The sequence below is a fragment of the Candidatus Bathyarchaeota archaeon genome (assembly GCA_026014735.1).
In the GTDB taxonomy this organism is placed as follows: Archaea; Thermoproteota; Bathyarchaeia; order Bathyarchaeales; family Bathycorpusculaceae; genus Bathycorpusculum.
Genome location: JAOZHT010000003.1, coordinates 334,849 through 354,079, shown reverse-complemented (window position 1 = coordinate 354,079; position 19,231 = coordinate 334,849). Strand labels below are relative to the sequence as shown.

Sequence of the window (19,231 nt, the reverse complement as noted above, 5' to 3'; positions counted from 1 at the left end):
AGCTACAACGCCCAAAATAAGTACTAAGCTTTTTTGTTTCATTCTTTTCACCTCCATCTTAAATCTCTTCCATGTTTGAATGTTGATACCTTTGCGGTAACTTTGAGTTTATGAGACATTTGAAATTTTTTACGTGTTTTTCTAGTTGTAAAATTTTGGTCTAAAAAGGGAGGGGGTTTACTTTATTGAATTTGTTTATTCAAAATTTGTTTTAGGTAGCAACGTTCAACGTGGCTGACCAGCTGTAATCGGCCATAACTGGGTTTGTTCCGACAGTAAGCACGATGTTGCAGGTGGATGATCCGAAAGCAGATATTGGACTGGTGCTGCTAAGCTCCAGAGTCCAACCAGCGGGTATATCAGTGGTTGAGATGCTGGGTGTAACGGCTGTGTTAACCTGGTTGTTTATCGTGATCTCTTTAGTGATTACTTGGCCAGAGGCGACATTACCCCAATCGATATTCAAAGATTGACCAGTGTTATAGTTTACGCTGTTGATGGTGACTGTTACTGCGCCAGTTTGCGCGACGTTTGCAGTCATTGGCATGGTCATCGTGAAGACACTAGCTGCTGAAATGATCATTATCGCAGAAAGAGCTACAACGCCCAAAATAAGTACTAAGCTTTTTTGTTTCATTCTTTTCACCTCCTCCTTAAAAATCCTTCCATGTTTGTTTGTTGCTACCTGCGGTAGGTAACTTTGAGTTATGACGCTTTGAGGTCATCAAAGCAGACAGCGTTGGCGCCTTAAAGGCAACCAGCGCCAAGAGGGCTACGCCCAAAGATGATAAGGCAACGTTTTCCACTGAGAGGCCAGCGGTGCTGGGCTGCGATTCGGTTGTGTTGGCATCTGAGAGTTCTTCTGTTGTGGATGAGTATGTGCTGTGTAAGCCGCCGGCGGTGTAGAGTTTGACGCCGTTCTGTAAGCCGGTGTCTAATACAAGATTGAAGTACATGGTTCCATCCGCGAAGTTGCTGGCATGTGCTGACCCTAAGTATCCGGCGTGTATGTCGTAGCTCTTCATGAGGTTCCAGCTGTAGCCGCCGTCTTGGCTAATGTAGATACCTGCGTTTCGGTTGGATGATTCGCCGCCGACAAAGCTTGCGAAGATGTCCCCGCTTTGGCTGTTTGCTCGAATCCAGAAGCCATAGGAGATCGAGCCTGTGTTTAAGACGCGGCTGAAGTAAACGTCGTCAGTAGAGCGGTAAATTTCTCCGTTGACTGCGTCGTCTGTACCGAAGAGTCTTGCGCCAGACACCGCTTCTATTGCAACGATCTGTGGCATCCCATCTAGGATTTTGCTCCATGTGTTGCCGCCGTCAGTTGAACGAATGATGTAGTAGTTGTAGTTCCATATGCCCAGTTTGTCGCCTACGGATGCATAGATGTAGTTTGTTGTTTTGTCAATTGCTACGTCGTGCACGTGTCTGGATGGCGCATCATAGTAAACGGATTCCCAGGTGGCGCCGTTGTCTGTGCTGCGGTAGATCCGTGCGTTAGCAGCGACCCCGCCGACGGTGTAGACGCCTGCGAATAATTTACCATTGGAGTCCTCATCGAGTCCCCAGATGCTGCAGTCAGTAGGCAACGCGAGAACACGCTGCCAGGTTTGTCCATTGTCGGTGCTGCGCCAAAGCCCCAGTTCGGCGGCGTTGGCCTCAGCGGTTGGCGATGCATAAAGATACTGGTTTGCGCTAACGTAGACGCAGTTGATTTGGATGGCTGCAGAACCGTTGAAGGTAAGCAGTGACTGCCAGGTTACGCCTTCATCAGGGCTACTGTAGAGGGTTTGGTTTGAGCCAGCGTACAGTGTCCCGTCGTTGGCGACCCAGCTGCCCTGAATCTGCTTAGTTATGGCTGTTTGGTGATAAACACCGTAGCCCACTGAAGCAGTCATACCCAAGTTCAGGAAGTAAACGGTTCCTTCGGGCATAGGCGTGGGAGAGGGAGACGGCGAGGGAGACGGAGATGGAGATGGCGTCGGTGTCGGTTCAGGCGGAGGCGCAGTTCTCTCGGTTACGGATACATCGTCGATGTAGACGATTAATCCTTCCCCAACAGGCATGTATGCGACCGCGCCAACCTTTACGTCGTAGGTAGTTTGCGTCCAAACCTTCGAGGTGGACAGCTTTTCAACGCCGTCAACGTATAGTGTGCCACGCGAATTCTGTTTATCCAAAAAGAGGCTTATGTTGTAGTCAGTGGCTGCTGAAGGATTACTTGCCTGCTGCTGGAAGTAGTAGATTTGGTTTCCATAAGCCAGGCCCCAGTAGAGGACCCTATCTATATTCCTTAAAGCAACGAGGAGTTGTTCGCCGCTTGAAGAGCGGAAACCCTCAAAGAGAATTTCTCCGGGTGGCGTGGGGGGCGAAGGGTTGTAGTTGACGGTGTAGTTTAGCATCAGCCCGTTGGTCACGGGTAAGTCATTGACGTAGACATATGATTCGCCGTCCTGTGCACTTACGTTAAATTTGGCGCTGTAAGAACCGGTCATCGGATGTTCGGTGCTCACAGTCTCTTCATGGGCCACATAACCTCCCGTGCCGGCCCATTGACTAAAATCGCCGCTTTCAAAGCCATCACTGAATGGAGTCGACGACGAAAGTGACTGCTCGAAATTGATAGAGGTATTTGTGGTTGCTGCAATTGTGGAGTTATCCGCAACTGATGTTTGGTTGCTAAGTGATGGTGCGGTGGTGTTTGAAGTTGCTGAGGGAGCTGGAGAGAGATCAGTCGAGGCCTCAGGCGCTTCTGATAGAAAAGCAGCGGATTGGCTGTTTAGCATAAACATTGATAAGGCAAGCAGTATAACTGCCACGGCTGAGAACACTTTGCCGAGCCTTAAACCAGAAACAACAGAAAACCTCGATTTATACTTCATCAAAATTTCTCCAAGCAAGAGCTAATCTGCCTAAGCACTTAGCTCTTAACTGCAGCTATTAGTCCAGAACCGATATATTTACTTTCCTGTTCTAGAACACATATGTCAATTTTCGATATAACCGCCGGTTTTTCCACCGCAGCCTCATATTTGTGGACTGCAAACTCAAAGCGGATATCGTTAAGTTTTGATGGAAAAAGATAAGAGGCAACCGGCAGGGAAACTCGAATAAACTTTTCCTTGAGAGTTTGAGGGGAAATCTTTGTTTTGCTCCAATGCCTAAGCCTGTTGCTCCAAAGAAACCGGAAGTTACGCAGAGCCCAAAGCATACCCTCCATGTTAGCGTGTACTACATAGAGATTTTTTTTCTTCAGGCAAAACGTAGAATCGATTAGCATACGGAAGGAGTTGATAAAAATAGCGAACGCCAACTCGTCTAGACGATAGTAAACGTCGAAGAGAAGGCACGTGTTAGCCTTAAAGAGGCTCAACGTTTTTTTCTGTTCATTCTTACTGCTTGCACCCAGGATATGGTGAATTTTTGATTTACTCACCGTCACCACGCGTTTGTTTGCAAGCCAAACCTTAAAGGAAAGCAACGTGTCATCATAGAAGAAGGGAACCCTTGCGTCAAACAAGCCGACCTCCGTAATCAGGGATCTCTTAGTGATCATGCTTGCGCCTGAGGCAACTGAAACCTCGAAGGTGGACTGAAAACTTTTTTGGCCAGACCGACCCTTCCCCAGCGCATGCTTGCGTACCAGGTAATCGCTGTATACCCAGCCAGCCGTTTGGATGGCGTCGCTGTCCATCATCAGAACCGTACTCTGAGCTAACCCAATCGTGGAGTCACGCTGCAGGGCGTCAACCAACGCGGTAAGCCACTCTTCATCGACTACGGTGTCGCTGTTTAAGAAAGCGACGTATTGGCCGCAGCAGTGTTTAAAGCCGACGTTGTTGCCGCCGCTAAAGCCGTAGTTAGCTTTGTTTTTGATGATTTTAAGCCGGGGGTCAGCGCCGAAGCGCTTCTGCACTATTTGCAGGCTTGAGTCCGTGGAGGCGTTATCTACGAAAACAACTTCGAAGTTGGGGTAGCGGTTATTAAGCACGGAGTCAAGGCAGGGAACCAGAAAGCCTTCGCCGTTAAAATTAACAATGATTACAGAAACCAATGGCGCAGAGTAAGTCAACCTGATCCCCTTATAAACAGTGCTTAAATAAAAGGGGGATTCAAGCGCTACCTAATAAAGAATACTCCCTTAAGGGAGCACTATCCGCGTCTGCTTGCGCAGACCACGGTATCTTAGCGCCACCAAAGTGGAAACAAGGAAGAGAGTTAATGCCACCACCGCTAACTGCAAAACAGAGAAGCCCCAGAGCGATTGTGGTGGGCAGGGTTGATTTTCCTTGTCTGTTGACGTGGAAGGTTGAGGCGAACTTGGCGTCAACGTGGGTGCTTGGGTGGGAGCTGCTTGCGCGGGTTCTTGCTGAGGTGACGTTGTCTGCGCGATTTCAGATGTCGTCACCGATTGAGATGCGGGGGTCGCGGTTGCTGCGGGGGTAGGCTGCGAAGTTTCTTGGGTCAGCAAAGTTGAATCCAGCACTACAAGGACGCTGTGGGTGCTGTGGTTGTAGGCAAAGCTGATCATCCAGTAGAAGCCGTTGCCGGTAACGTTGAAGCTGGTTTGGTTGCTGTCGATGTAGATTTTCAGGTTCGTGACATCCTCTACCAGCGACTTAGCCAAAGTCAGGTTTACAAAACCAGATGTTCCCGAGGGCCCGCTTACTGTGAAGCCTACAGTGCCTGCCGTGGAGTTAAAAGCGAAGTCTGTAACGGTTGAATTCGACACAATGGTGAGGGGCAAGTTGAGAGCTGAGAGACCAAGCGACCCGACGGCATCGGCTATTTTGGTGAGTCCGAATTGGCTGTCATAGACGCCGGATACCTGGAAAACCGCTGCCCCAGGCTGGCTTGCGGTCACGGTGGTTTCCCATCGGCTGTTTGCTGATGAATAAAGCATTGTTGTTCCGTTTACCATAAGGGAACCAGTTGAGCCGTTAAAGGGTTTATTGTCATATTGGTAAGCGGCTTTAAACCAGACGGTGGCGTTTTCACCGATGTAGAGAGAAGTTGCACTTAAATTACCTTCAACAATGGCTATTTGGTCCCAGATTACCCTCGGCGTCGCCGCGGTTACCGAGTAAGCTGTAACGCCGTTGACGTTGACTCCTGTCACGGTCCAAGAAGCAGCTGTCACAGCCGGGTTATTCGCTGATAAGCTTGCCCAGCCTGTGCTGTTAATGGCTAACTGTGTTGCGTTAACGTAGATGCTTCCAGCGGTGATAGCTGAGCCGTTGCTCCATTTAGCATGGAAAGCAATGGTTTGTGTGCTGCCGACATCTGCTCTGGCGTCGCTTACCGAGGAGGCGTCGACTTCCACGGTTGCTGAGGTTTGCGCGGCTTCTTCAGCGTACCAGCTGCCTTGCGTTGGTTCAGTTAGGCTGGCTTTGGTTATGAAAACGTTGTCATAGTTGATGGTTTCTGATGTGGCAGACCAGCTGAAGAGACAGAAACTGCCGCTGCTAAAGGCGTTGCTTGTAGCGGAAAGTGCACTGGGATACAGGGGAGAAATGGTGCTTGACAGAGAGTTACCTGCCGCTTTAAAGACGTAGGTGTACCAGACGTTTTTGGAAGGGTTAGTGGTGCCCTGCGCGGCAAGGGTGGTTTCGCTGCCGCCCGACATCAAAGAGATGCGGTCACGGCTATCATAAGCCCAGGCGCTAAGCAAAGTGATGTAGCCACTGTTCTGCTCGTTTGGCGATTGCCCACGTATATAGGGACCGCCCTCGAAGTAGGTGCCGGAGGCCCATTTGATGTTAACGTGCACCGTGTTGTTAGCGAAGACAAAATTGTTTGCCCTCAGACGCTGTCCAAAAGCGCTTGTTTGCCCAACAAGCTCGCCACTCTGTATCTGCCAGGTGCCCCCAACGGTTGTCCATTTAGAGAGGGACCCGCTAAAATCATCAAAGAACTCAAAGGTTTGGGCGCCGTTGCTGGTTGTGGCAGCGCTGCTTTGTCCATAATAGACATAAAGGGTTGAGTTGCTGCTTTGGATTTGGGGAACCTTCACCCAGATAACCGCATTGGCACCTGTGGTGTACTGCTCTATCCAGTAGGGGCATTCAACCTCGGCGTGTTGGGACGCATTATACCACGTGAATCGGAGATCCGCGAAGTTGGTTCGACCGTGACCGCCCAAGTAAACGGTGTCTCCTTGGCTTGTACCGCTGCCATAGTTGACGTTAATCTTTATTTGGTAATTTGATAAGTCAGTCAGTTGCCCAGAAATGGGGCTGCTGAGGTTGACTTCGCGTGCCCGCTGATACCAAACCGAGGCACCTTCAGTGGTGAAGAGAAAAGCGCGGGTTTTGCTAGGCGACAAATACAGCGTTGGACATGCTTGGTCTGCTGAAAGAATCGGCGAGTTGGAGACTTCAGTGAAACCAGACGAAGGAGAAGTCGAGTAGTAAGCAACGACTTTCCATAAGTTATTCTCAAAAATTTCAGCAAGCAGCCAATAGTAGCCGTTGTAGTACATGACTGTAGCTGCTCCGAAGGGCAAGTTTCTGCTCAGTACGATGCTGTCACTTGCGGTGCGTAGCCCATCAAGCGATGAGGCACTTCTAACCTTCAGACTCTCGAGGGTTCCTGAGGCATCATGAGAGTAGAGATACCATCGATTGTCGTTTGTGCTGTAGAAAATAAATGGGTTCTGATATTCGTTGCCGCCTGTTCTGACATTTTCCATAAATGTGTAGTGAATGCCGTCTGTGCTGCTCCAGCGCTCCAAGGCGCCTCCGCTTCGGTCTTCAACAAACATGTTGAAGACGCCGTTGACGTAGGTGGTGCTTGGCCAACGGTAGTAGTAGGCGCGTGGACCCAAAATGGGGTTTTGGCTATAGGATGTCCATGTGCCTGCAGTGTCGTTGGTATAGTAAAGGCGGATCTGGGAACCTTCAGGATCGCTGTCGTAGGCAAGGTATTTCCAGGTGTTGCCGTCAACGGGTTTGTTGACTTCAATCAAGGCACTGTCGTGGACGGGTTGGAAGGTGTGACGTTGACTCGGGTTGCCTGAGATAACCGTCCAAGCCGAAGAGAGACTGTAGAAGTTAGTTATGTGGGTTTGTCCTGTGGATATATCATGTGGTTTCCGGTATTGCCAGTCGCTGTAGTACCAGTCGCTGCTGGGTGTAGCTGCGGCTGCGGAGTCCACAATGAGTGGGCTGCCAGGGCAGAGACTGAGGATATTTAGAGTGAGAATTATAAGAATACCGGTTGCGGTAAATCTTGCGATTTTCTGTTTTTTTAGCATAAAAGAACCCCTTAAATAGACAGATTACTAAACGTTTGATGAGTACGGGTTAGCACTTATTAACCCTATAAGGATTTTCGATATAGACAAATAAATATTTTATTCTACTTGGCGATACACTCAGTTATTGACTAAAAACAAAGCCTACCTTTAAGGAGTGTCTTTCAGAAGCCGCATCAGTTCAGCTTCTATAACGTCCACTCTGCTTTCCCAAGAGTTAGCCTTGGCAAAACTCATGCGCTTCTGCACAGCGACATCAAAATCGCGGTTGCTGCGTTCATTAACTGCCGCCTCCACCTTAGCGATAAAATCGGCTTCGTCCATTCCTATGTACACCACCTCAGAAGCGTTTTGGGTAACTTCAGGCAACGCAGTTGAAACTACAGGTTTCCCCGAGGCAAGATACTCATACATCTTTATGGGGTTAGACGCCAAAGTGATTCTGTTGAGTTTGAAGGGTATAATGCAAACATCGATGTTTGAGAGGTAAGCAGGCAACTCCTGATAGGGTTTGGTGCCTACCATCAGGATATTTTGGTGCTTGCTCATTTCCTCGCCTCCGAAGTTTATGGGTCCAACAATGAGAAGCGAGTACTCCGGATGGATTTGAGCAAGTTTACATACCAAATCAGCATCAACCCAGTCATTGAAAGCCCCTATGTATCCTATGATGGGGGGTTTTAGTGATGCAAGCTCTGTGAGAGGAATCTTTTCTGTTGCTGCATGGTTGAAATGCTCAAAATCCATTGCGTTTGGCAGATAGACGCATCGGGGGTTAACGGGTTTGATGCGGTCGCAGAGGGACTTTGAAGTGGCAAACACCACGTTGGAGGAGCCGATGAAGTTATCCTGTATCTGCTCGAATTGTTCTATGGCGAACTCTGGGAAGGCAGTTAGGTCGTCGACGTAGTCAAAGACAATTTTGATGTTTTGGGCTTGAAGAGTCTTTAGCAACGGGGAGAATCGGAGGCAGTAAACAAGGGCAGCGTCGGGCCGGAATTTCAGTTTATCAAAAACATGGTTGAAGTTGCTTCGTAACATTCGGTCTGCAATAGAAGAGAGTTTGCCACGGAAGGGGGGCAGATACAACGTGACCTCCCAAACGTTCGGCGCTACCTCGCTGACGCTAACCAGCTTGTTGTGCTTAAGAAAATTCTTCAGTTTCTCTGCGCTGTCAATATAATGTGGTTCGTTAAAGTAGACTACTTTATGGCCTCTTTTAGCTAACAAGGAGGCTATATGCTGGGGTCTTTGCCAGAGAAAACTCCACGAGACAGACGAAAAAACAACAATATTCATGGTATGCCTCATTTTTTATTGTTTACCGAGGAAATAAAGCTTTTATTTTTTTTAGCTCAGCCATCGGTGAATAGGATGTTTTAATTGCATCATAGATAAGCCACTTAGCCCCGATGACGTTGGCTAGAAGCATACCGGTAAGCTTTGAAAGACGGTACTTGGGGTTTGTTTTAAGGTATTTTAGGGTGTGGATTGTCTGCATCAAATCCGCGGTAGCTTTGCTTACGAGTGAAAAATCTGGTTCAACAGCATGTAAACGATAAAAAAGAAGCTCAGCCTCAACCGCCCAGAGCATATCCGTGCGGGGGTTAAGGTAGTCGCGGCTGCTGGTTCTTCCATGAACGATATGGTAAACCTTCACGTTTGGGCAGTAAACCATGCTGTAGCCGCGTTTCCAGATGTTCCAGCCCAAAACCATCTCCCAAGCGCAGCCCAGAATCCAGCCGCTACCCAAGTCGATGCTCCTAAGCAAGTCCCCCTTCACCGCCATGGAGGGCCCACGCAGCAGAGCCTTGGGTTCACCGCGGCTTCGCCAAAACGCGTTGTTGCCTCGCTCGTAGACGGTGCCTGAAGTTGAGATTGAGTTCTTGTAGTTCTCTAAGCCCCGCAGCGGCCGACCGAATAGAGCGTATTCGTAATGTGAGAGGACACTTGGAACCTCATCTTCGGGTATAATCTGCATTCCGCCTTCTTTCAGCAGAACGGGGTAAGAGTCGCCTGTAACCCCAGCTACAGCGCCATTCTGGAAGATGCGGACGGTTTCTGCTAGCCAGTCGTCGGCGGGGATGGCGTCGTCGTCGAGCATCGCCACGATGTCTCCGCTTGAATGTTTAACTCCCAAGAAGTAGGCGTCAACGATGTGACCCTGAGTCTGCAGAACCGTCTTAACTTTCATGTCGGTTTGGGCGGCATCGAGCAACTGCTCGGTTCCATCGCCGGAGGGCTTAACCACAGCCACGATGTCGAAGTTTCGGTACGTTTGCCGTTTTAGGGCAGCTAATAGATGCGGCAGGATATCGGCGCGTTTGTAGGTGGGTATTACGATGGTTACTGTTGGGGCGCTGTCTTGTTTGCTCATTATCTTATGCCTCAGGGGGCTCTTAGGGTATATAATATATTTCGCTGCCACCGTTGGAGTAGATTACGCTGGTTTGGTTAAGCAGTCGGGGCAGGGTACCGTTAGATGTTTCGGGTTCATAGTGGATGCTGATGTAGCTAAGGTACACGTATTGTCCCGAATGGAAAACCGTGGCGTTTGTGAGCTCCATGATGTAGCCTCGATAAATTAGGCCGTATGCAGGTAAAGCCGTGTAGAGAGCGTTATCACCCACTATATTGTATTCGTAACGCGTGTTATTGGATACCCATTCGGCGCCGTAGACACTGTAGCCGTCTATGTAGCCGTCGGTTCCATAGAGCTGAACTGGATTCATGCGGTAGCCGCTAAGTGGCACTGACCAGCTTTCGGTTCCTGCGACTTCGTAGACGAAGTTTGTTTGAAACAGGAAATACGGAACCAAAACGGCAACAATAATCACGGAAACCATCAGTTCTTTTCTTCGCTTAAAGAGAAGCTGCGCAGTCAACCACATGCCGACAATGCAGAAGGGCGCCAGAACCATCAGCAGTATATGGTAGAACCGCTGCATCGACAGCGCATTTGCCAATCCGGGGACAAGAGTTAACATCACAAGAAGAATCACGGCGAGAATGCTAAAAACCGTGAAGTCTCGTTCGAATTTGAAGGGCATCTTCTTGCGCAGAAGCGCCACCACACCCAGAACAATGAATATCTCGGTTAGGTAAGCAAAACCTCGGCTTATGGTGTTTAAGAAGGAAGGCGCCTGCGTCAAGCCCAGCCCAGTGAGGACTGCTTGGCCTCTGGAGGCAGGGTTGAAAAAGTCGCCGAGTTGAGCGCTTATGTATCCCGTGAAGGACATGAAGCTATCGAAAACCACTGACCCCGATGTGTAGATGTACCAGAGGAACATAGCGACAAAGAAGAACACTATCATGCTTAGCTGCAGGTTAAAGCTGGGTTTTTTAAGATATAACACGGAGGCTGCCCAGGCGGCGACGATGAGGAAAAGGAAGATTTCCGCTAGGGCATAATGAGAGAAGATCAACCCAAAGCCAAAGACCGCGAAAGCAACAAATTTGCCCTGCCGCCCCACATTCTTGTTTAGTATGACTAGAAGCAGAAGAACAAAGAACAGTTCACCTATCATCTGGCGGTTAAGCGCAATCATCTCGGTGTAGAAGGTGGATTGCGCCATGAACAGGAAGGCGGCGGCGAAAGCGAATTTTTTCCCGATGTAGGGCTGCCAGAGCACATAGAGCCCCACAGGAACCAATGCAAAGAGCAGGGGATAGATTATCTTGTAAACCCACGTTGGATCTAACCCAAGCATGTTCGAGTAGACCGTGGGCAGCATAGTTATGCTAAGCATCGCATTGTATCTGCCGTAGGCCTCGTCGGCGGGCGTAAAAATTGGGTTCCAATGCTGATTGAGCTGTGTAGTCCGGAAAACATACATTTCAACGGGGGAGTCGCCTCCGTAAGGCAAAATGAAGGTGGTAGAAACCGTAACCATCAAAAGCAAAGCAAGGGCAATCATGAGAACAGCAAAAGCGTAGGATTTGCTGGTTCGCTCAGTGAAGACGCCAACAGAAAACAGCGCTGCGATACCCACAACCGTCAACAGCAAAATTAAGTTGTTTCCGGTGACGTTAACAAAGTAAGCGCCTACTATTGCCAAGAGGGGAATTAGAAGCAGCAGCAACATGGGCGCGGTGAAGTTGATGGGTGGAAGGGCAGGCGGTTTTGCGCGGCTTTGGCGCAGATGCGCTACGACGGCGCAGATGATGATTACGGTGTTTATGAAGAGTGAAAGCGGTAATGTTGCAAGTGGAAATGACAAGCCGAAAAGCGATCCGAATTCGTTAATGACGAGCCCGGAAAGCATCAGGAAAGCAACGCTGAAACCCACTGAGAAGAGGAGGGATTCAAGCATGCCTAGATTGTCGAGTTTAAGGATTTTGATAAGTAGAAAGCCAGGGATGAAGGTAAGGTAGGCTATGCCGATAACTACGCGGGCAAGGTCAAAGCCTAGGAAAAGCGAGAGGTACATTAGCACCTGCAGGGCGACTACTACAACTAGGAAATGCTGGGAGATGTAGCGTTGGTTGAAACTCACGATTCCTTTGCTGAAAATCAATCTTTAACCACGGACCGGTATATTTGGGCCATCTTGGGCGCTACGGCGCGTATGTCATAGTTCTTCACTGTTTGTTCACCGTTGAAGGCAAGATTTTCCCGTAAAGCTTTATCCTCAATCATTCTTATTAGGGCAGCGGCTAAATCGTCAGGATTGTTAGGTTCAAAGAGCAATCCATTGTATTCGTGACTGATGGTTTCCTTGAGTATTCCAAAACGGGGGGCAGCCACCGCCAGCCCAGCGGACCAAGCTTCCAACGTGGCAATGTAGCCGAAGTTGGTGGCAACAAAAACATCGCTGTTCCACAGGAACTTGCGCACGTCGGTTTGCTTGCCAGTTAACGTAACGGCGCCTTCAAGGTCCAGCTCTTTAACCATAAGCTTGAGGGTTTCAAACATTCTGCCGTAGCCCACGATGAAAAGCTTGGCGGTGGGTTGCTTCATGTGCACCTGCTTGAAGGCTTTAATGACAAGGTCGGGCGTCTGCACGGGCTCAAGTCTGCCTACGTAGGTGATGGTGGTTGGGTGCGGCTCGGGCGGGTTAGGGTTTTTGAAGTGGGGTGAATCCAGGAAGTTGGTGATAAGGTGGCTTTTGCCGCCTAAACCCAGATTCTGTAGGGTACCGAGGATTTCTTTAGAGTAGGTAGTGATTGCCGCAACGTCATTCTCTAGAATCGAGCGCACCTCAGCTGATTCAAGGGGCATGCCTCCGTGGAGGGGGTCACCGACGAAGCCACCGTGGAGGGTAAGCACGAGAGGTTTTTTGTAGTGCCTGCTAAGGGAGATACCGAGGTCTATGTATTCGAGGTCGCGCCAGATGCCATGTATGTGGAAGAGGTCCGCTGACTGAGCGGTTTTCCATCGGGTGGCTTCATGGTAGAGGCCGGCGAACTTCATCTTCTCCACCAGCCGCGGCGTGTAGCCTAAGCCGTAAATGAAGGCGCCGTTGATTAAATCCACTGGACCAGGGCCTAGGCGACAGACTTTGAGGAAACCTGCGTCCTCATATTTCTTGATGTTTTTAGTTAAAAGCAGCAGTTTAGTTCGTCCAGTTACCAGTGAAAATTCAATTTTTTCTTTCTTGGCCAGGTAACTTGACAGCCACAGTATGTAGCGTTCTAAACCGCCGATTTCTATCGGCCAGAACCTTTCCCAGACGTGACAGACATGCAAACAGAAACAACTCCATTAAGTGTAATGTTTATTGAATAACTCCATGAATCGCTCAGAGAAGTGGGCAATCGAGAATCGGTCAGCGATCTCTTTCATTTCCTCAGCCTCAGCCATAGACCAGCCAGCGACTTGCTCATTGATCTTTGCTGCAGCTTGCTCGATGGTTAGGTAACGCAGATGCGCTGGCACAAATTCTCTCATGCCGCCGCTGTCATGAACGATGGGTACGCATCCAAGCGCCATAGCCTCAACGATGGATATGCCGAAGTGCTCGCCAATCATAGTGTGGAGGTAGAGTTTAGCGCTTTTAAGCAATGCAATCTTCTGGTCAGCGGGGGCGTTAGGGAAGAATTTAACGCGCTCCGAGAGCCCCATCCGTTTAACTATGCCTTCAAGGTGGCTAAGCACATGGGGGCTGCAGAGGCGGCCTATAACGACGAATTTTATGTTGGGGTTGGTTTGGGCAGCGATGTGGGGGATGCGTTCGAGCAGCTTGTTGGAGTCGATGCGGGAAACTGTTACCACGAGGTTTTCTCGGGCTGTTTTGGCTGATGCCTTGCCGATTCTGGATATGATAGAGGAGAAGGGGGGATAGAGCACGTCGACGGATTTGCCGGAATAGGATTTGATTTCGTCGGCAGTGTAGATGCTGTTTGCCAGCACCAGCCGCTTGCGGTAATCGATAAGTTTCTTCTCTAGCAGCACATGCGGCACTGTCCCCGCATGGGTAATACGGGGTCGGGTGAGGTAAGGAAATGTTTTGCTGAAGGCGAAGTGGTTAAGAAAGGGAAAATGGATGTAGCTGACTTCGGTCCATGGGTAGACGCAATTTGAGAAGGCGTCGATGAAGAGGCTACATTTTTTCTTGGCGATGTATGAGTGAACGATGGTTTGATAGAAGTCGCCTAGTCCATGGGGGGCGAAGTTGGTTGGCTGCTGAAGGGTTTGGATGCGGGGGTGCAGGGTTTCTCCGAAGTAATTCTGGATAGCTTGGGGGTTAACTTTGCCGCTTGAGAAGAGCACCACCTCGAAGTTGTTCTGTGCCAACGTGTTAGCTAGAGATATGGCTACGTATTCGCCGCCGCCGTAGACGTTTAGGGTGGGACAGAACACCCCGATTCGCTTAGTCATCGTTTATTCACAGGTAGAGTAAGTAATTTAGCGTATTTATGTCAGATGATTTATCAATAAACACTGTGGATTTACTTTTCGCTCGGTTTGGGAGCAATCGCAGTGCAAACTAAACTTCGCAATTAAGTGAAACCTGTTTTTCAAAAGCCTATAAAAATGATCTATGCCCAATAGGGTTCACATTCAGGAAGAGAGAGAAAACATGAATACACAAGCAATAGCACACACAGTGCATTCCATAAGCCTCAAACGTCTCGCAAAGCCAACCGCATTCTGCCTCATAGCAGTCTTTGCTGTCAGCATGATGGCATCACTGTCAACGATGCCAGCGCAAGCAGCAACGCCATCCACCTCGCCTCTTCACACGTCCGGCTCTTACATTTTAGATGAGAGCGGCAACGTGGTGTATCTACGAGGTGTAGGTGTTGCAGGTATGGTGCCGAACCTTATCCTCTGGGGTAATGGCGGCAGCGACAACTGGGGTACTCAATGGAACTATAATCCCACCGCCGTGATGGATCAAACCTTCGCGACGTTGCAGTCACAGTGGCATGTTAACATGATACGTGTCTTTGTTTACCCAAGCTGGTACTACCGTGACAACATCGTTCCAGCACAGGAAGACCCTAACTATGCAGGACAAACAACCCCGATAAGCACCAAAGCTTACCTACGAACACTCTGCCAAGAAGCCGACAAATACGGCATCTACGTCGATGTCGTACCATACATGATGACGCCCTCATCCAGCTCCTTTGGCTTAGACAAATATGCCAGTTCAGGATACGGCTGGCAGGGTATGCCACTTATGGGCTGGGACGACGCAGCCACCAGATTCCTATCCGATGCAGGCTACGGTAACAACGAGCAGGCCTTCTGGAAATGGTTCTGGACAGACATGGCAAATAACCTAAAAGACTACCCTAACGCAATCTTTGAAGGATGGAACGAACCTAACGTCGGCAGCGACGTCGACGCAATACCCGCAGGCTACATGACTTATCTGCAGACGATGTACAGTGCAATCCGCAGCACCGGCGCAACCAACCTAATCATGATGCAATGGCACATGGGCTGGCAACCAAACGGCTACGGCAACGACTTGTCATGGTGTAAACAGATCAGCAACGCAATTCCAGGCGCAACCAACTTGGTCTACACAACACACTACTACTATTACGCGCCAACTGACCTAAGCAACTACTGGGCAACCGATTATACCACGCTTAAATCACAGGTACAGACAGGCATAAACACCATGGGCGTCACCGCACCATTGGTCGTCAACGAGGAAGGCTCATGCCTCAACAGTTCACCAAACCACCAAAGAGACCTTACATGGTGGACAAACGTGCTCAAGGTCCAGCAAGACATGGGCATAGGCGCATGTGCATACTACTGGCTTAGCGACTCTGGCCTCGGCGGAATCTACTCCGGCGAAACCATGCTTTCAAGCGGCTACTCACCAAACAACATGGGACAAGCCTTCATCAGTGCATACAACGGAGCCATAACTGCACCTCCTCCAACTCCAACCGCCACTGCAACAGCTACACCGACACAGCAGCCTCAAGCAACGCCAACTCCAACACAGGAGCCACAGGCAACCACAACTCCAACACCAGAGCCTACTTCAACGACAACCGAAAAGACACCTCAACCCACCGACAAACCAGCAACAGGCACGCCAGCTCCAACAGAGGAGCCGACAAAATCAACAACGACTCTGAAACCTACGCTTAATCGGCCGATCCAGCATTGTGGTCAAGGTCTAGTTCACGGGAACTACTATAAACAGTGGATAGTCTTCTACTGGCCACGCTATAACCTGTGGTTTGCATACCACTGGTAAACCAAACCAACTTCCTTCCCTTTTTGTTTTAACTATTCTGTTTTTTAAGCTGAGCCTTCATGAACCCCAGCATCCAAGCGGTATGCTTAAAGCCGTAATGAAGCGGTAGCAGAAACATTTCTTTCTTATGCAGAAAACGGTATGCAGCATGCGAATAAACCAAGCCGATGGCTGAACCAATTACCGGCGTCATAAGAGGCAAGAAAAAAGCGCCCCGCATCTGATTAAAGCTCCTCTGGCAGCCAATCCCATACCAATAATATTTCTTCCAAAGATCTTTGGGTCTGGATAAGCCACCGTGGAGTTCATAGAACTCAGCTGAGTTAGCCTCAACAAGCCAACCGGCCTGCTTGATGCGCGCAACCAAATCAAGGTCCTCCCCCGCGCCCTGGATGCCCTCGTTAAAGCCGTTGACCTGCCGCACCGCCACTGTTCGGAAGGTGGTGCCGCCTGTGCCCACCATCTTGTCGTTTTTCAGCAGAAAAGTGGGTTTGCCAAAGTTTTTCTGATTTACGATGAATGGGGCAACTTCGAGGTTAAGCAGCAAGTTGCCGGGGATGGTTTTGAACATACCCGCTGTTATGCCGACTTGGGGGTTTTTCTCCATCACGTCAACTTGGGCTTGGAGGTAGCTGGGCGTTAGGATTTCGTCGGCGTCCACAAAGAGGATGAAGTCGCCGTCTGCTTCCTTAACTATCTTGTTTCTGGCGCGTCCCAGCCCCAGCCAAGGTGACTTGTAGGCTTTAACTCGGGAACCCAAAGCCGAAACGTACTCTTGAATTAACTGGGGGGTGTGGTCTTGGCTGCCGTCGTCGACGAATACTATCTGGATTTTTTCCTGGGGGTAAGTCTGTGCTAGGATGCTTTGGACTGCGCCGGGAAGCATCAGTTCTCCGTTGCGTACGCAGATGCCGACTGTGACTAGACTTGTCATCTTCATCAAACCAAAAGGCAGTTCAAGCGGGGTGGCCGTAGCCGTCGCGGTGAGCGCTCTGGAACCCAAAAACCCAGGCTATCCGCTTGTAGGTGTAGTGAAAGGGCAACATAACAAAAGAGGCTTTACGGGTTAGCATAAACGCGCCGGGCAACCGCAGAACCCCAGCCAAAAACCCCGCCATCGGAGTCATCTGCAGAAAATTAAGTGCGCCGGGGTCCTTGTGATATATGAAGTGGCCGCCGCGTCCATACCAGATGTACTGCTTCCAAAGCGACTGCCATGTGGCGCGGGTGGATTCAGTGAAGGTTTCCTTGGTGGCGGCGAGTTTCCAGCCGCTTGCGCGGACTCGATACGCCATCTCGGTGTCTTCTGCGGCGCCGTTTATGTTGGGGTCAAAGCCGCCTACGGCACGAACTGCCTCTACCCGGTAGATGGCTCCTTCCGCGCCGGGCAGGTACCCGTATTTGGACGCGCTGCCGCGGTTTCCATAGACGGAATCAACGGCGTAAACTATGTTTTCCAGATCCGCTGCTAAGCCGTGTCCAATGTGAACGTTGTATTTGCCGCCTGCAATACCCACTTCGGGGTGCTGCTCCATATATGCAACCTGGTTTTCCAAGTAATCGTCTGCCAGCACCATGTCGGCGTCGAGCCAAACGATATATTTGCCGCTGGCCTGCATAACCACCATCTGGCGGGCTATGCCAAGGCCGCTGCTTTCCTGCAGAATCCTTAGGTTGCCGAAGTCAGGGGTTAAGTTGCCGCGGATAAGACTAAGCGTGTTGTCTTTGCTATTGCCGTCGACCACGAAGACTTCGGTGTCTTTATGGGGGAAGGTTTGGCGGCAGAGGCTTTTTACTGCGTTTCTAATTAGGGGCGCGCCGTTTTTGACGCATATACCCACCGTTACGGTGAATTTGTGGTTAGAAGCCAAAGTGCTCACTCAACTATTCATTATATAAGGGGAGGGGGTCTCTGCGAAGCAGCAGCGCTCCATCCAGCCCATTATCGGTAACTTAGCTTGGGCAAGCTCAAGGTACTCTATGACCAGGCGCTTAGCCAGTAAAACTGAGGAAAAAGCAGCCGCCGACGAATCCGCGAGAATCAGAAGAAAGCAGGAAGAGGTACCTTCTTCTACGTTAAATAATAAAGGCAAACAAGGCCAAAAATGGGGTCAAATCAGGTTCTTTTCCCTTAAGACGGCCTCGCTGAGAGCTGAACGGGACTCCGCTACAGGCTTCCAAAAGGTAAATTTGCGGTTAACAAAAAAAGAAGATAACGCCCAAAGCAAAATCAAGTTATTCTGCAAAAGCTCAAGCGCCGAAGTCCGGGTTTTCTTAACTGCAAACACAGCTAAAACAGCAGCGGCTAAAGCTAACCCCAAAAGCGGATAAACCACAGCAACAGCCACAGTCAAAACCGCCAACGCCACCAAAAGCAACGGGTTAAAAATATGCAGCAAAATCTCGGGAACCGCGATTCGATTGGGCATCCCGAGTTTACGGTGTACAAGCAGATTCAGGCATCTTGCCCATAGATGCTGAAGGTGACTTGCGCGACGGATTTTTATGGCGATTTTGCTTTTCCATGTGGTTGGGCTAACAGTGAAAAAGCCGATTTCGGGAATGAGCAACGTGCGTTTGTTATTTTGTACGATGTCAAGGGCTGTCCCGGAATCATCGGTTGCATGATTGAACTCTTCTAGGACACTTCGTTTGTAGGCTGCGAAGCCGCCTTGGAATATTATGGTTGAATGAAGCTTGGATTCGCCGATGCGCACCGCTTGAATGTTGCGGTCATAGAACTGCTCGCCATGGGTAACCCAACTGTCACCGGAATTAAGCAGCATCTCCCGGGCAGTTACAGCGCCAACGGTCGGGTCAGAAAGATACGGCATCGCCTTGGTGAGAATATCGCTTGGCCAGAAACAGTCCACATCAGAAATCACAACAACATCGGAGCGGATGCTCTTTAGCACGGTGTTTAAGCATCCCGTTTTACCCAGATGAATTTTGCTGTCAAAAACTGAGATTTTTAGTTCGGGATGCAGGGCAGTGTAACGGTTAACTTCTGCCATGGTGCCGTCGGTTGAGCAGTCGTTAGCGACGAATATATCCATCTTTTCAGCCGGATACTTTAGGCGAGAAATGTTGTCGAGTTTAAGGCGGATGACGCTTTCTTCGTTATGCACTGGAATAAGAATTGCCACGGAAGGCAAGTAATCCTTCTCTACAGTCAGGTTCCAGGCGCCGACGGAACGCTTCTTCATGTAAACAAAATATGCGGCTGGAACACCCAGAAACAACGCGCCGACAGCAAGCCAAGCCGCTAACAGATAAATCAAAATCCACGCCTCATCCCAGCAAA

Annotated in this window: 14 protein-coding genes; 2 read left to right on the top strand and 12 right to left on the bottom strand. The window is 49.7% G+C overall.

What is annotated here, in order from left to right:
• Nucleotides 1–211: 211 nt before the first annotated feature.
• Complete coding sequence (locus NWE93_12120) at nt 212–637, bottom strand: hypothetical protein (protein ID MCW4000975.1); 426 nt, start codon at nt 635–637, stop codon at nt 212–214.
• 16 nt (nt 638–653) lie between these two features.
• The gene (locus tag NWE93_12115) at nt 654–2,513 is read right to left on the bottom strand and encodes a hypothetical protein (GenBank protein ID MCW4000974.1); all 1,860 of its coding nucleotides are present in this window, start codon (nt 2,511–2,513) and stop codon (nt 654–656) included.
• Between the two features lie 121 nt (nt 2,514–2,634).
• Here NWE93_12115 and NWE93_12110 point away from each other — a divergent pair, with 121 nt between their 5' ends.
• Nucleotides 2,635–2,907, top strand: a complete 273-nt coding sequence (locus NWE93_12110) for a hypothetical protein (GenBank protein ID MCW4000973.1) — start codon at nt 2,635–2,637, stop codon at nt 2,905–2,907.
• A gap of 13 nt (nt 2,908–2,920) precedes the next feature.
• Here NWE93_12110 and NWE93_12105 read toward each other — a convergent pair whose 3' ends face one another.
• The 7 genes from NWE93_12105 to NWE93_12075 form a co-directional block, all read right to left on the bottom strand.
• The gene (locus tag NWE93_12105; GenBank protein ID MCW4000972.1) at nt 2,921–4,072 is read right to left on the bottom strand and encodes a glycosyltransferase family 2 protein; all 1,152 of its coding nucleotides are present in this window, start codon (nt 4,070–4,072) and stop codon (nt 2,921–2,923) included.
• A 69-nt stretch (nt 4,073–4,141) separates the two neighbouring features.
• A complete protein-coding gene (locus tag NWE93_12100; protein MCW4000971.1) occupies nt 4,142–7,255 on the bottom strand; it encodes a DUF2341 domain-containing protein in 3,114 nt (1,037 codons plus the stop codon).
• Between the two features lie 150 nt (nt 7,256–7,405).
• Nucleotides 7,406–8,554 carry a glycosyltransferase gene (locus NWE93_12095; protein ID MCW4000970.1) on the bottom strand — a complete coding sequence of 383 codons (1,149 nt, stop codon included), beginning with the start codon at nt 8,552–8,554 and terminating at the stop codon, nt 7,406–7,408.
• 22 nt (nt 8,555–8,576) lie between these two features.
• Complete coding sequence (locus NWE93_12090; GenBank protein ID MCW4000969.1) at nt 8,577–9,632, bottom strand: glycosyltransferase; 1,056 nt, start codon at nt 9,630–9,632, stop codon at nt 8,577–8,579.
• A gap of 22 nt (nt 9,633–9,654) precedes the next feature.
• A complete protein-coding gene (locus tag NWE93_12085) occupies nt 9,655–11,772 on the bottom strand; it encodes a DUF2206 domain-containing protein (protein MCW4000968.1) in 2,118 nt (705 codons plus the stop codon).
• Complete coding sequence (locus NWE93_12080) at nt 11,769–12,944, bottom strand: glycosyltransferase family 4 protein (protein MCW4000967.1); 1,176 nt, start codon at nt 12,942–12,944, stop codon at nt 11,769–11,771. The genes NWE93_12085 and NWE93_12080 overlap by 4 nt, the downstream gene beginning before the upstream one ends.
• A gap of 15 nt (nt 12,945–12,959) precedes the next feature.
• The gene (locus tag NWE93_12075; protein ID MCW4000966.1) at nt 12,960–14,075 is read right to left on the bottom strand and encodes a glycosyltransferase; all 1,116 of its coding nucleotides are present in this window, start codon (nt 14,073–14,075) and stop codon (nt 12,960–12,962) included.
• A gap of 202 nt (nt 14,076–14,277) precedes the next feature.
• Between NWE93_12075 and NWE93_12070 the strand changes: the two genes are divergently transcribed.
• Nucleotides 14,278–15,927: a glycoside hydrolase family 5 protein gene (locus NWE93_12070; GenBank protein MCW4000965.1), complete on the top strand. Its 1,650-nt coding sequence runs from the start codon at nt 14,278–14,280 to the stop codon at nt 15,925–15,927.
• A gap of 28 nt (nt 15,928–15,955) precedes the next feature.
• Here the strand turns inward: NWE93_12070 and NWE93_12065 are convergent, their stop codons facing one another.
• The 3 genes from NWE93_12065 to NWE93_12055 form a co-directional block, all read right to left on the bottom strand.
• Nucleotides 15,956–16,861, bottom strand: coding sequence for a glycosyltransferase (locus NWE93_12065; protein ID MCW4000964.1), 906 nt, complete (start codon nt 16,859–16,861; stop codon nt 15,956–15,958).
• A gap of 22 nt (nt 16,862–16,883) precedes the next feature.
• Entirely contained in the window at nt 16,884–17,798 is a 915-nt protein-coding gene (locus NWE93_12060; GenBank protein ID MCW4000963.1) for a glycosyltransferase, read from the bottom strand.
• Between the two features lie 240 nt (nt 17,799–18,038).
• Complete coding sequence (locus NWE93_12055) at nt 18,039–19,208, bottom strand: glycosyltransferase (GenBank protein ID MCW4000962.1); 1,170 nt, start codon at nt 19,206–19,208, stop codon at nt 18,039–18,041.
• Between the last annotated feature and the right edge of the window lie 23 nt (nt 19,209–19,231).

Excerpts from the sequence above, each read along its gene's own strand:
- NWE93_12120 (MCW4000975.1), bottom strand. The coding sequence starts at position 637 with ATGAAACAAAAAAGCTTAGTACTTATTTTGGGCGTTGTAGCTCTTTCT.
- NWE93_12100 (MCW4000971.1), bottom strand. The coding sequence starts at position 7,255 with ATGCTAAAAAAACAGAAAATCGCAAGATTTACCGCAACCGGTATTCTT.
- NWE93_12095 (MCW4000970.1), bottom strand. The coding sequence starts at position 8,554 with ATGAATATTGTTGTTTTTTCGTCTGTCTCGTGGAGTTTTCTCTGGCAA.
- NWE93_12090 (MCW4000969.1), bottom strand. The coding sequence starts at position 9,632 with ATGAGCAAACAAGACAGCGCCCCAACAGTAACCATCGTAATACCCACC.
- NWE93_12075 (MCW4000966.1), bottom strand. The coding sequence starts at position 14,075 with ATGACTAAGCGAATCGGGGTGTTCTGTCCCACCCTAAACGTCTACGGC.
- NWE93_12070 (MCW4000965.1), top strand. The coding sequence starts at position 14,278 with ATGAATACACAAGCAATAGCACACACAGTGCATTCCATAAGCCTCAAA.
- NWE93_12065 (MCW4000964.1), bottom strand. The coding sequence starts at position 16,861 with ATGACAAGTCTAGTCACAGTCGGCATCTGCGTACGCAACGGAGAACTG.